Below are 12,300 nucleotides of genomic sequence, written 5' to 3' on the forward strand. Positions count from 1 at the left end.
GGCTTACCGGCCTTCGAAGCGCGGCCGGAGCGGCAGGATCGCCGCCGCGAAATAGTCCATGAAGGCCCGGACCCGGGCGGCATGGCGCAGATCCGGATGGGTTAGCAGCCAGAGATCGGCCCCGAGGTCCGGCTGCAGGCCGCCGAGCCGCCGCAGGGCTGGGTTCGCGTCAGCTTCGAAGCAGGGCAGGGGACCGATTCCGAGTCCTGCCGCCACCGCGGCGTCGAGCCCGGTCACGGTGTTGAGCCGGAGCACCACCCGTTCTGGCGGGATCCGCCCTTCGCCGTCGCGGGCGAACAGGCCGCCCGCGACGGCCGGTCCCGGTACGACCCAGGCCTCCCGGCTCAGGTCGCCGTAGTCCCGGTCGGCCCTGCCGTAGATTGCCCAGGCCAGCCCCGTCAGGCGGCGCCCGACCAGAGTCTCGCTCGGACCCCGGCTCGCGCGGATCGCAACGTCGGCATCCCGGCGTGACAGGTTGAGGGCCTCCTCCGCGAGGATCAGATCGATGCGGATCGCGGGATAGCGGATGCAGAAATCCGCGAGGATCGGCATGAGGAGACCCGTCGCGAAGCCGGTGGGCGCCGTCAGCCGCAACTCCCCCGCGGGTGTCTCGCCCTGGCCGGCCACGGTCCGCGCGAACCGGGTCACGTCCGTCTCGATCCGGGCCGCGGCCTCGATCATCGCCTGCCCGGCGGCCGTCGGCACGTAGCCGGCGCGCAGGCGCTCGAACAGCCGCACGTCGAGCCGCGCTTCGAGGGCCCCCAGGCGCCGAAACGCGGTCGAATGATTGATCCCGAGGTCCTGGGCGGCGGCGGCGAGGCCGCCGCCATCGGCCACCGCCTTGACGAAGCGGAACTCGTCCCAGTCGAGCGGCACGTCGCGATCCTTGCAGAATAGCAAGACCATTCTTGCACGCGAGGGCATTCATGCAAGGCGCAAAACGCGGCATGGAGAAGCGACCACGCCGCTGCGTGATTCGGTCGACCGCTGGCGGTTGGATCAGGAAAGACGGGAGATCACCGCATGGCCAAGGTTCTGGTGCTGTACTACTCGACCTACGGGCACGTGGAGCAGATGGCCTACGCCGTCGCCGAGGGCGCCCGCGAGACGGGGGCCGAGGTCGCCGTGAAGCGCGTCCCGGAGCTGGTTCCGGAGGAGTTTGCCCGGCAGAGCCACTTCAAGCTCGATCAGGCCGCCCCGATCGCCACCGTCGACGAGCTGGCCCAGTACGATGCGATCATCTTCGGCACGCCGACCCGCTACGGCAACATGGCCGCACAGATGAAGCAGTTCATCGACCAGACCGGCGGCCTGTGGATGAAGGGCGCGCTGGTCGGCAAGGTCGGCTCGGTGTTCACCTCGACCGCGTCCCAGCACGGCGGGCAGGAGACCACGCTGACGAGCTTCCACACGGTGCTGTTCCACCACGGCATGGTGGTGGTCGGCTTGCCCTACAGCTTCCAGGGTCAGGGTGGGGTCGAGGCGGTCAAGGGCGGCACGCCCTATGGCGCGAGCACGATCGCGGGTGGCGACGGTTCCCGGCAGCCCAGCGCCGTGGAACTGGAGGGCGCCCGCTTCCAGGGCCGCCACGTGGCGGGGATCGCGGCCAAGCTTGCCTGAGGCGAAAACCCAAGAAAAAAGGCTCGGATTGCTCCGAGCCTGGAAGGGAAAAGGCCATTGGGGGCTGAGAAGGCCTTCGTGACCAATCAACAGGCGCCGGCGGGATCCGTTCCGCGTCCGTCGAAAAAAATCCTCGGCGCATTCACCGGGGCGCGGCGGCCCGGGCCAGCCGGTCGCGGATCGCCTCGCCGAGGCCGTCCGCCGGGATCGGCACCACCGCGATGGTGGCGGCCCCCGAGGCGTCGAGGTCGCGCAGCACCCCGAACAGGCGGGACGCCGCCTCGGCCGGGTCCCCCGCAGGGCTCAGGTTCAGGGTGGCGCAGGCCCGCGCGTGACCCTCGGGCTGGCCGGCGCCGAACAGCAGCAGCGCCTCCCCGGGCTCAAGGCTCACGATGTCGAGGCGCACCCGCGCCCGCGGCGCGTAGTGCGAGGCGAGCAAGCCCGGCCCCGCCGGCCGGTCGGCATCGTCCGCAGCGGGACCGTCCGGCTCGAAGCCCAGGACCGCGCGCAGCGCCGCCCGGGTGGTTCCCCCCGGCCGCAGCAGCCGCGGCGTGCCGCCGAGGCAGGCCACCACGGTCGATTCGACGCCCACCGGCGTATCGCCGCCGTCGAGCACCGCGGCGATCCGCCCTGCGAGATCGGCGAGGACATGGTCCGCCCGGGTCGGGCTGACCCGGCCCGAGCGGTTGGCCGAGGGCGCCGCCACCGGCCCGCCGACCCGATCCAAGAGGTCCCGCGCGAGCGGATGCGCCGGCACCCGCAGGGCGACGCTCGGAAGGCCGGCGCGGGCGAGGTCGCAGACCCCCGTGCCCGGTCGCGCCGGCACCACCAGGGTGAGCGGGCCCGGCCAGAACGCCTCAGCGAGGCGGCGCGCCGGATCGTCGAACAGGCCCTCCGCCAGGGCCGCGGCCGTATCCGGGAGATGCGCGATCAGCGGGTTGAAGCGCGGCCGGTCCTTGGCGGCGAAGATCCGCGCCACCGCGCGCGCGTCGGTGGCGTCCGCCCCGAGGCCGTAGACCGTCTCGGTCGGGAAGGCCACGAGGCCGCCCGCCCGCAGGAGCGCGGCGGCCTCGCCGAGGCCGGCCGCGTCGGGGGCGAGCCGCCGGGTCGCGGCCGGGACCGTTGACCCGGGATCGTTCATGCGGGAAGCCGTTCCACGGGGTGATGGCGGCGCGCCGCGCGCGCGCCTATCCTCGGCCCGCCGTAGCCCCGCTCCGCGGGCGCGGTCAAACCCGCCCCGGGTCGAATGGGCGGACCGCGACGAGGAGGATCGTATGAGTTACCGCGCCCCGGTCCCCGAGATGCTGTTCAGCCTCCGCCACGTGGCCGGGCTCGGGGCGTTCGATCAGGAGGATGCCGAGGCGATCCTCACCGAGGCCGGGCGGATCGCCGCCGGGGTGATCGCCCCGCTCAACCGGGTCGGCGACCGGCACGGCACGCCGTTCGCGGACGGGCGGGTCACCACGCCGCCGGGCTGGCGCGAGGCCTACCGCACCTTCACGAAGGGCGGCTGGAACGGGCTCTCGGCGGAGGCCGATCACGGCGGCCAGGGCCTGCCGAAGCTGATCGAGGCCGCCTGCACCGAGATGTGGAACGGCGCCAACCTCGCCTTCGGCCTCTGCCCGCTCCTGACCCAGGGCGGCATCGAGGCGCTGGCGGCCCACGGCTCCGACGCTCTGAAGGCGCGGTATCTCGAGAAACTGGTCTCGGGGGAATGGCCCGCCACCATGAACCTGACCGAGCCGCAGGCGGGCTCCGACCTCGCCCTGCTGCGGACCCGGGCCGTTCCGGCGGGCGACGGCACCTACCGGATCACCGGCACCAAGATCTACATCACCTACGGCGAGCACGATCTCTCGGACAACATCGTCCACCTTGTCCTGGCCCGGCTGCCGGAGGCGCCCGTGGGCACGCGGGGCATCTCCCTGTTCCTGGTGCCGAAGGCGCTGCCGGACGGGAGCCGCAACGACCTCCGCTGCGCGGGCGTCGAGCACAAGCTCGGGATCCACGCCTCGCCGACCTGCTCCATGGCCTTCGGCGACGACGGCGGCGCCACCGGCTGGCTGATCGGCCAGGAGAACAAGGGGCTGGCCTGCATGTTCACGATGATGAACGCGGCGCGGCTCAACGTCGGCCTCCAGGGCGTCGGCGTCGCCGAGGCCGCGACCCAGCGGGCGCTCGCCTACGCGCGGGAGCGCCGCCAGGGCCGGGCGATCGGCGCCGCCGAGGCGACGAGCCCGATCGCGGCCCATCCGGACGTGCAGCGCATGCTGCTGACCATGAAGGCCTATACGGCTGCGGCCCGGGGCATCTGCTACCTCACCGCCGCCGCCCTCGACGCGTCGAAGGGGGCGGAGGGCCAGGCCGGCCTGGACCGCGCCTCCCTGCTGACCCCGGTGGCGAAGGCCTTTTCCACGGACCTCGCCAACGAGGTGACCTCGCTCGGCGTGCAGGTCCATGGCGGCATGGGCTTCGTGGAGGAGACCGGGGCGGCGCAACTGATGCGCGACGCCCGCATCCTCGGCATCTACGAGGGCACCAACGGCATCCAGGCCATCGACCTCACCGCCCGCAAGCTGCCGCTCAACGGCGGCGCCACCGCCCGGTCGCAGATCGCCTGGATGCGCCGGGCCGCGGAACAGATGCTCAAGGCGGGCGACCCCGCCTTCGGCCATATGGCGGCGCGGCTGCGGGACGGGATCGGCAGCCTCGACCGGGCGACCAGTCACCAGCTCGCGGCTCTGGGCTCGAACCGCCCGGAGGCGGCTTTGGCCGGGGCGAGCCCGTATCTGCGCCTGTTCGGCCTGGTCCTGGGAGGGGCCTGCCTGGCGCGGAGCGCGCTGGCGGCGAGCGCGGCCCTGAAGGCCGGCGAGACCGACCCCGCCCATGCTGGCCGCATCGCGCTCGCCCGGTTCTACGCCGAGAATCTCCTCGTGGCCGCGGGCGGGTTGGAGCAGAGCGTTGCCGAGGGCGGTGCCTTCACGGACGAGGCCGCGCTGGCGCTGGCGGTTTGAGGGGACGACATGGCCGACACCATCGCGATCGACGATCTCCAGGGCGGCGTTCGCCTGATCACCCTGAACCGCCCGGAGAAGAAGAACGCGCTCACCGGTGCGATGTACGACGCCATGCGCGACGCCCTCGCCGAGGCCGACGCTTCGGACAGCATCGGCGCCGTGGTCTTCACCGGCCAGCCGGGCATGTTCAGCGCCGGCAACGACCTCGCCGACTTCATGGGCCGGGCCGGGGACGGGTTCAGCGCCTCGCCGGCGCTGGCCTTCATCCGCCAGCTCGCCCGGACGCGCACCCCGCTGGTGGCGGCGGTCGACGGGATCGCGGTGGGCATCGGCGCGACCCTGTGCCTGCACTGCGACCTCGTCTACGCCAGCCCGGCGGCGCGGCTGCGCATGCCCTTTGTGGAACTCGGCCTCGTGCCGGAGGCGGCGTCGAGCTACCTGCTGCCGCTGCGGGTCGGCCGGCTCCGGGCGACGGAGCTGCTGCTCCTGTCTCGCCCCCTCGACGCCGACGAGGCGCAGGCGCTCGGCCTCGTCAACGCGGTGCTGCCGGCCGACATGCTGGTCGAGCAGGCCCTCGCCCAGGCGGCCAAGCTCGCCGCCCTGCCGCGCGGGGCGCTGGCCGCCTCCCGGGCGCTGATCCGGGGCGACCAGGCTCAGGTCGAGGCGGCCCTGGAGGCGGAGGCCAAGGCCTTCGACGCGCAGCTGCGCTCGCCGGAATCGCACGAGCGGCTCGCCGCCTTCCTGTCGCGCGCCAAGCCTGCTTCGTCGGCGTGAGCACGCCCGATCTGTCCCGGAAAATCTGCCTGGTGGCGGGGGCGTCGCGGGGCGTCGGGCGGGGGCTCGCCCGGGCCCTGGGGGAGGCCGGGGCCACGGTGATCGTCACCGCCCGCTCCAGCGAGACCGGGGCACGCACCGAGATGCGGCCCGAATCGATCGAGGACACCGCCCGGATGGTCGATGCCGCGGGCGGGCGCGGACACCACTACCTGTGCGATCACCGCTCCGAGCGCGCCACCGACGCGCTGGTGCACTGGATGCTGCGGCGCTTCGGCCGCATCGACGTGGCGGCCTGCAGCGTCTGGGGCGGCAACGAGGGCTATGACGGCGAGCGCTACCCCGACGGGGCCGGCTGGGGCACGCCGTTCTGGCGCCGCTCGGCCGAGCCGTATCTGGGCTTCCTGGAGGCGGGGCCGCTGCCGGCCCTGCTGCTCGCCCGCGCGGTCGCCCCCGCCATGGTGGCGGCGCGCGCGGGGCTGATCGCCCTCGTCTCCTTCGGGACGGAGGCCTATCTCGGCGACATCTTCTACGATTCGGCCAAGGCCGCCACCAATCGGCTGGCCCTGGCCTTCGCCCGGGAACTCGCGCCGCACGGCGTCACCGCCCTGGGCCTGTCGCCGGGTTTCGTCGCCACCGAGCGGGCGCACGATCTCGGACAGGACGAACACGCCACCGAGGGCCCGCTCTACGCGGGCCGGGCGCTGGCCGCCCTCGCGGCCGACCCGGATGTCGCCGCCCATGCCGGGGCGGTGCTGCACGCGGGCGATCTCGCCCGGATCTACGGCTTCACCGATGCGGACGGGACCCGGCCGGAGCGCTTCCAGGTCGCGCCGTGAGTGTGCGGCGCGGGGCCTGTCGCGGAAATGGCGCAGCCGCCCGACAATCGCGGCGCCGCAGCCGTCGCGCGGCCCCGCGGGCTTGATTCGGGGCGCTGGGCCGGGCGTCCTGGCGGCAGCGGCACGTCGGATTGCTGCGGGAGCGAAAAACGGCCTCAATTCGCCCGCAGGTCAGGGGGCGATTCTGCGCCCGGTCGAATTGGGATCGGGCGGGGCCGCCTGTAGGGAATGAGGTTGACTGGCATGTCGGATGCGAACACGGCCCCGCGCGTGCTGATGGTGTTCCCGAAGTTCTACGAAAACTCCATGTGGAACTTCAAAGAGGCGATGGAGCTGCAGGGCGCCCGCGCGCCCGCGCCGCCGCTGGGCCTAATCACGCTGGCCGCGATGCTGCCGCCGCGCTGGCAGGTGTCGCTCGTCAACCGCAACTGCGAAGAGCTGAGCGACGACGAGATCCGGGCCGCCGACCTCGTGATGACCGGGGGCATGCTCCCCCAGGAGCCGGATTGCCTGGTCGTCATCGACCGGTGCGTGGCGCTCGGCACGCTGGTCTGCGTCGGCGGTCCCGCCCCGACCTCGACGCCCGAGGTCTACGACAAGGCCGATTTCCTGGTGCTGGGCGAGGCCGAGGGCATCCTCGACACCTTCGTGGCCGCCTGGGAGGCCGGTGAGCGCCGCGGCCGGTTCACGGCGGAGAAGTTCAAGGCCGACGTCACCACGAGCCCGATTCCGCGCTTCGACCTGCTGACCTTCAGCCACTACCTCTACATCGGCGTCCAGTTCTCCCGCGGCTGCCCGTTCACCTGCGAGTTCTGCGACATCATCGAGCTCTACGGCCGCGCGCCGCGGACCAAGACCACGCCGCAGATGCTGGCCGAACTCGACCGGCTCTACGGCCTCGGCTACCGCGGCCATGTCGATTTCGTCGACGACAACCTGATCGGCAACAAGAAGGCGATCAAGCTGTTCCTGCCGCACCTGATCCGGTGGCAGGAGGAGCACGGCTACCCGTTCAAGTTCTCCACCGAGGCCTCGCTGAACCTCGCGGACGACGAGGAACTGCTCGGGATGATGCGGGACGCGAACTTCTTCGCCCTGTTCACCGGGATCGAGACGCCCGACGAGGCGACGCTGATCCAGACGCAGAAGAAGCAGAACACCAAGCGGTCGATCGCCGACAGCGTGCACAAGCTCTACGAGCACGGCATGTTCGTCACCGCCGGCTTCATCGTCGGCTTCGACACCGAGAAGGACAGCATCAGCAAGGCGATGTCCCTGTGCATCAGCCAGACCGGCATCCCGATCGCCATGGTCGGCCTGCTCTTCGCCCTGCCGAACACGCAGCTCTCGCGCCGCCTGCGCAAGGAGGGCCGCCTCTACGAGAACTACGCGGCGACCACCGCCGACCAGGGCGACCAGTGCACGCAGGGGATCAACTTCGTGACCCTGCGGCCGCAGCGCGACGTGCTGGGCGATTACCGCGACGTGCTGGAGGAGATCTACGATCCGGCCAACTTCTTCGACCGGGTCCGGGTCGTGGCGCGGCGGGTGAAGCGGCCGAAATTCGCCGCCCAGAAGCTCAACTGGCGGCACATCGCCCACGACCTCTGGTCGCTGGCCCGGGTGTGCTGGCGGATGACCGTGCGGCGGCCGGAACTGGCCAAGCACTTCTGGAGCGTGTTCCTGGAGACCGCCCGCCACAACCCGGCCGCCCTTGAGGCGGTGGTGTCCAACATGGTGATCTACCTGCACGTCTACCCGTTCTCGCGCTACGTGATCCGCGAGATCAACGGCCGGATCGCCGAACTCGACGCCGGCCGCTGGGTGCAGCCGCCGGTCCTGGCTCCGGAAGCCGAGGTCAGCGGCAAGGCGGCGCCGGTGGGCAAGGTGGTGGCGCGGGCGGAGGTCAAGCACCTCGCCGCGGTGGCCTGACGGATCGGCAGATCCAATTCGCCCCATCCCGGCGGTCTGCGCAGGTTGGGGCTCGGGCGGTCGGGCAGGCTGCGACGCGCGGTCGATCGTGCGGCGGCTATTGGATTGACAAATCGCGATCTGATCGATCGCCCGGTCGACGGGCAGGGCGGTACCGAACGGTCACGCGCCCTCCCGTCCCCCTCTGCGGGGCAACGATGTTCACACATCGCTGGCCGACGCGTTCTCTCTGCCCCCTTGCGGCTACGGGCGACACAGGGTCAAGGCAGGCGGCGCATGACCCGGCGCGACAGGCCCCCTCTCCCGGGCGGGAGAGGGGACCCGCGCCCCGCCGATCTGACCGGCGAACTCGCTGAGACCTCAGACCTGTGTCGCCCGCAGCCCTTGCGGGGCGGCGTTGGAGGTGGGGGGCGGTGCAGGATCGAACGCTGCGGTGCCGTCTGAGCCACCCCCACCCCTGACCCCGCCCCGCAAGGGGGGGAAAGCGCTCCTTCTTCAGAGTGTTGGTGTCAGACTGAGACGTGCGAATCCGTTGGCTCTGCGGGGAAGGGAAGGCGCGGGGTGGCTTTGGACTGCCACACCCGTCGACCGGGCGATGATCCCAAACGCAATGTGTGAGACCGGTAGCCCGCAGAGGGGCGCGCCGCTGAATCCGGCCGGTGCCCTCATCCGGCAGGGATGGTGAAGATCGTCGCTCGCAACCCGCGCCCCGCAGCGGCGGCGTCGCCGTCAGGCGGCCCGGACCGTCGCCAGGAAGGTGTCGATCTCCCGGCGCAGGTCCGCCGATTGCTCCGAGAGGCTCGCCGCCGAGGCCAGCATCCGCGTGGCGGCCGTGCCGGTCGCGTCGGCGGCCTGCGCCACCGCGTCGATCGTCCCGGTGACCGCGCCGGTCCCGGCGGCCGCCTCGGCGACGTTGCGGGCGATCTCCCGGGTCGCCGCGCCCTGCTGCTCCACGGCGGCCGCGATGGAGGTCGCGACGCCGTCGATCTCGCGGATCCGCGCCGCGATGCCGTCGATCGCCCCCACGGTCTGACCGGTCGCCTCCTGGATGCGCCCGACCTGACCGGTGATCTCCCCGGTGGCCTTGGCGGTCTGGGCGGCGAGCTGCTTCACCTCGGCGGCGACCACCGCGAATCCCCGCCCGGCCTCGCCGGCCCGGGCGGCCTCGATGGTGGCGTTCAGCGCGAGCAGGTTGGTCTGGCCCGCGATATCGGTGATCAGCCGGACCACGTCCCCGATCCGGCCCGCCGCCGTACTCAGCTCCTGGACGAGGCCCGCGGTCTCCCCGGCCTGAACCACCGCGCCCCGGGCGAGATCGGCGGAGCCGTCCACCTGACGGCTGATCTCCTGGACCGAGGCGCCGAGTTCCTCGGCCGCCGCCGCCACCGTCCCGACATGCGTGGCAGCTTCCTGCGCGGCGCCCGACACCGTCGCGGCACGCTCGGCCGTGTCCGTGGCCGTGCCGGACATCGCCTCGGCCTCGGCGCGCAGGCCGAGCGCGGCGTCCGCCACCCGCGCCAGCACGCCGCCGACGGCGGCCTCGAAGGATTCCGCCATGGCGTGGACGGCGCGCCGGCGCTGGATCTCCGCACCTTCGCGGGCGAGGGCGGTCTCCTGTTCCAGGGCGCGGCTGCGGATCAGGTTGTCCTTGAACACCTGGACGGCGGCCGCCATCGCGCCGATCTCGTCGCGGCGGCCCGTATGCGGGACCGGCACGGTCTCGTCGCCCTCGGCCAGCCGGCCCATCGTGCCGGTCATCCGCTCGATCGGGCGGGCGATCCCGAAGATGGCGAAGAGCATCGCCGCGGCGGCGACCGCGAGACCGACCACGGTGGCCGCCAGGGCGATGCGCTTGGCCTGCGTGGCTTCCTGCGCGGTCTCGGCGACGTTGGCTTCGGTCTGCGCCCGGGCCGAGGCGATCGCGGCGGTGAGGCTGGCGACCGCGGCCTCGTTCTGCGCGCCCGTGGCGGGATCGAGCACCAGCGCCAGGGCGCCCGCCCTGTCGCCCGCGATCATCAGCTCGACCACCTGGAGCTGGATGTTCTGGTAGGCGTTCCAGGCCGTGGTGAAGCGCTCGTAGGTCGCCCGGTCGGCCGGCGCCGTCAGGTGGGTCTGGAAGGCCTGGCGCAGGTCGGCGAGCGACCCGAGCGTGTCGGTCAGCGCCGTCTGGTTCTTGTCCAGGGCGACGTCATCGGGGGAGGCCACCGCGATCCTGTAGAGGTTCAGCCGCGCGTCCCGGACGGCCGTCCCGATGGATTCGGCCAGGTTCTGGGCGGGCAGGGCCCGTTCGGAGACCGCCCTGGCGTTCTGCTCGATCTCCGACAGGGAGACGACGCCGGCGATGCCCTGGCCGACGGCGGCGAGCGCCAGCAGGCCGATCGCGCCGGAGAGGACGGTCTTCAGGGAGAATCGCATGGCCACATCCGTCTTCGCGGACGGGCCGCGGTTTCAGGCTCGGACGTTCTCTCAGAGACTTCTTAATTATTTACTGGATCTGCCCCAGCACTCTTGGCTACAGCCACTTCTTCCACCGGAAGAAAAAGTACGGGAATACGGCGGCAATCACCATCATGACCAGCGCCATGGGGTAGCCGTACGAGAGATCTAGTTCCGGAATGGACTTAAAGTTCATGCCGTAGATCGAGGCGATCAGGGTCGGCGGCATGAAGACGACCGCCATGACCGAGAATAGCTTGATGATGTTGTTCTGCTCGAGATTCACGAGGCCGAGCGTCGCGTCGAGGAGAAACTGGATCTTGTTGTTGAGGAAGGTCGCGTGTTCCTCCAGGGATTGAAGATCCCGCAGGGTGGAGCGGACATCCTCCCGCAGATCGCGCGGCGCCTTGTTGGTCCGGTAGGTCGCCGAGAGCGAGAGCAGGATCCGCTCCATGGAGACCAGGCTCTCGCGCTGCTTCGAGATCAGGTCACCGTGCCGGCCCAGCGCCCGCAGCGTGTCCTGGAGGGCGGTGTTGCGGGCGGAGGGGTCGTCCTGCACCTCGAAGATCTTGCCCGACAGGCGGTCGATCCGCTCGCCCTGGAGCTGGAGCACGTCGGCGGCCCGGTCGATCACCGCCTCGATCAGGCCGGCCAGGATGGTCTCGCCGGAGGTGACGGAACCGCCGCCATTGCCCATCGAGCGGCCGGCGCGCTGCGTGTACATCCGGAAGGCCTGCGGCTCCTCGTAGCGCACCGTCACGAGCCGGTTGCCGCGCAGGACGAAGGTGATGCCGGCCAGGCCCGGCTCCTCGGATTCGCTCACCTTCGACAGGACCCGCCCGGTCATGTAGCGGGCGCCCTCCTCGACGTAGAGCAATTCGGAGGGCTCGATGTCCTTCATCTCCTCGCGGGTCGGCACCTCGATGCCCGCGAAGGCCTCGACCTTCAGCTCCTCCTCGCGGCTCGGGCGGATCAGGTCGAGCCAGACGGTGTCCTCGGGGATCGTGTCCTGAAGATCGATGACGCGGCGTTCAAGCAGCGTGGATCCGGCGCCGATGGCGGGCTGGTGGATGAAGATCACGAACGGGTCTCGGATGCAGGACGGTCACGACACAGCGCCGGGTTGAGTCCGAATCCGGCACGGGGATGCCCGGCGCAAGCGGCGCCGCGGGTGTGGCGGTGTTTTCTGACGCTTCCGTGACATCGCGACCCGCATTGCGGGGACGGCGGCCAGATCGGGCGCGGATTCAGGCGGTGTGGCCGCTGCGCCTCCGCATGCGGGCCGGTCCCCGCCGCCCGGATCCCCCCGGACATCGGACCCGGGACATGCCGCCCGATCACGGACAGGCGCCGTCTCGTCCCGGAAACCGATGCCCACCGCTCGGGCGGCTGCGCTAATTGCAGCCGTCGCAGATGCTGCCGTCGATCGTGTCGGTCAGCGTCCGCTCGCGACGCCGTTCCGTCCGGGTCGGGACCTCGCCCGGTCCCAGGGAGGTGCCCGGGGGCTTGGTCACGCCGAGGCGGTTGGTGTTCGGCGCCGTGACCGTCGAGGCCGGTCCGCCGCCCGTGCCGGTCTGATCCGGCGCGACGGTCTGTGCCGCCAGCGAGACGGGAACGGCGAGGCTCAGGGCTGCCAGGGCCAGGGGGCGCAGGGATCCTCGGGTCATGGAACCTCCAATCGC

Annotated in this window: 10 protein-coding genes; 5 read left to right on the forward strand and 5 right to left on the reverse strand. The window is 71.7% G+C overall.

Annotated features, from left to right (window positions below; translation table 11 throughout):
• Positions 1-3: 3 nt before the first annotated feature.
• Positions 4-876, reverse strand: a complete 873-nt coding sequence (locus MKK69_RS17565) for a LysR family transcriptional regulator (protein ID WP_243969883.1) — start codon at positions 874-876, stop codon at positions 4-6.
• 147 nt (positions 877-1,023) lie between these two features.
• On the opposite strand from MKK69_RS17565, the gene wrbA reads away from it, so the two are divergent.
• Positions 1,024-1,620, forward strand: coding sequence for an NAD(P)H:quinone oxidoreductase (wrbA, locus tag MKK69_RS17570; protein ID WP_243969885.1), 597 nt, complete (start codon positions 1,024-1,026; stop codon positions 1,618-1,620).
• 142 nt (positions 1,621-1,762) lie between these two features.
• Here the strand turns inward: wrbA and MKK69_RS17575 are convergent, their stop codons facing one another.
• Positions 1,763-2,761, reverse strand: a complete 999-nt coding sequence (locus tag MKK69_RS17575; protein ID WP_243969887.1) for an L-threonylcarbamoyladenylate synthase — start codon at positions 2,759-2,761, stop codon at positions 1,763-1,765.
• 133 nt (positions 2,762-2,894) lie between these two features.
• On the opposite strand from MKK69_RS17575, the gene MKK69_RS17580 reads away from it, so the two are divergent.
• From MKK69_RS17580 to MKK69_RS17595, 4 genes are all read left to right on the forward strand, one after another.
• Positions 2,895-4,634: an acyl-CoA dehydrogenase gene (locus MKK69_RS17580; protein WP_243969889.1), complete on the forward strand. Its 1,740-nt coding sequence runs from the start codon at positions 2,895-2,897 to the stop codon at positions 4,632-4,634.
• Positions 4,635-4,643: 9 nt separating this feature from the next.
• Positions 4,644-5,411 (forward strand): enoyl-CoA hydratase-related protein, encoded by a 768-nt coding sequence (locus MKK69_RS17585; protein ID WP_243969890.1) that lies wholly within the window; start codon positions 4,644-4,646, stop codon positions 5,409-5,411.
• Positions 5,412-5,443: 32 nt separating this feature from the next.
• Complete coding sequence (locus tag MKK69_RS17590) at positions 5,444-6,250, forward strand: SDR family NAD(P)-dependent oxidoreductase (RefSeq protein WP_243969960.1); 807 nt, start codon at positions 5,444-5,446, stop codon at positions 6,248-6,250.
• Between the two features lie 243 nt (positions 6,251-6,493).
• Complete coding sequence (locus MKK69_RS17595; protein ID WP_243969892.1) at positions 6,494-8,182, forward strand: B12-binding domain-containing radical SAM protein; 1,689 nt, start codon at positions 6,494-6,496, stop codon at positions 8,180-8,182.
• Positions 8,183-8,911: 729 nt separating this feature from the next.
• Here MKK69_RS17595 and MKK69_RS17600 read toward each other — a convergent pair.
• The 3 genes from MKK69_RS17600 to MKK69_RS17610 all read right to left on the reverse strand — a co-directional run bounded on the left by MKK69_RS17600 (position 8,912) and on the right by MKK69_RS17610 (position 12,285).
• A complete protein-coding gene (locus MKK69_RS17600) occupies positions 8,912-10,597 on the reverse strand; it encodes a methyl-accepting chemotaxis protein (RefSeq protein WP_243969894.1) in 1,686 nt (561 codons plus the stop codon).
• A gap of 97 nt (positions 10,598-10,694) precedes the next feature.
• On the reverse strand, positions 10,695-11,699 hold the full coding sequence (locus MKK69_RS17605; RefSeq protein WP_243969896.1) for a magnesium transporter CorA family protein: 1,005 nt from the start codon (positions 11,697-11,699) through the stop codon (positions 10,695-10,697).
• A 313-nt stretch (positions 11,700-12,012) separates the two neighbouring features.
• Complete coding sequence (locus tag MKK69_RS17610; RefSeq protein WP_243969898.1) at positions 12,013-12,285, reverse strand: hypothetical protein; 273 nt, start codon at positions 12,283-12,285, stop codon at positions 12,013-12,015.
• Positions 12,286-12,300 lie beyond the last annotated feature (15 nt).

The organism is Methylobacterium sp. J-026, from assembly GCF_022829585.1.
GTDB lineage: Bacteria > Pseudomonadota > Alphaproteobacteria > Rhizobiales > Beijerinckiaceae > Methylobacterium.

Excerpts from the sequence above, each read along its gene's own strand:
- wrbA (WP_243969885.1), top strand. The coding sequence starts at position 1,024 with ATGGCCAAGGTTCTGGTGCTGTACTACTCGACCTACGGGCACGTGGAG.
- MKK69_RS17575 (WP_243969887.1), bottom strand. The coding sequence starts at position 2,761 with ATGAACGATCCCGGGTCAACGGTCCCGGCCGCGACCCGGCGGCTCGCC.
- MKK69_RS17580 (WP_243969889.1), top strand. The coding sequence starts at position 2,895 with ATGAGTTACCGCGCCCCGGTCCCCGAGATGCTGTTCAGCCTCCGCCAC.
- MKK69_RS17585 (WP_243969890.1), top strand. The coding sequence starts at position 4,644 with ATGGCCGACACCATCGCGATCGACGATCTCCAGGGCGGCGTTCGCCTG.
- MKK69_RS17595 (WP_243969892.1), top strand. The coding sequence starts at position 6,494 with ATGTCGGATGCGAACACGGCCCCGCGCGTGCTGATGGTGTTCCCGAAG.
- MKK69_RS17600 (WP_243969894.1), bottom strand. The coding sequence starts at position 10,597 with ATGCGATTCTCCCTGAAGACCGTCCTCTCCGGCGCGATCGGCCTGCTG.
- MKK69_RS17610 (WP_243969898.1), bottom strand. The coding sequence starts at position 12,285 with ATGACCCGAGGATCCCTGCGCCCCCTGGCCCTGGCAGCCCTGAGCCTC.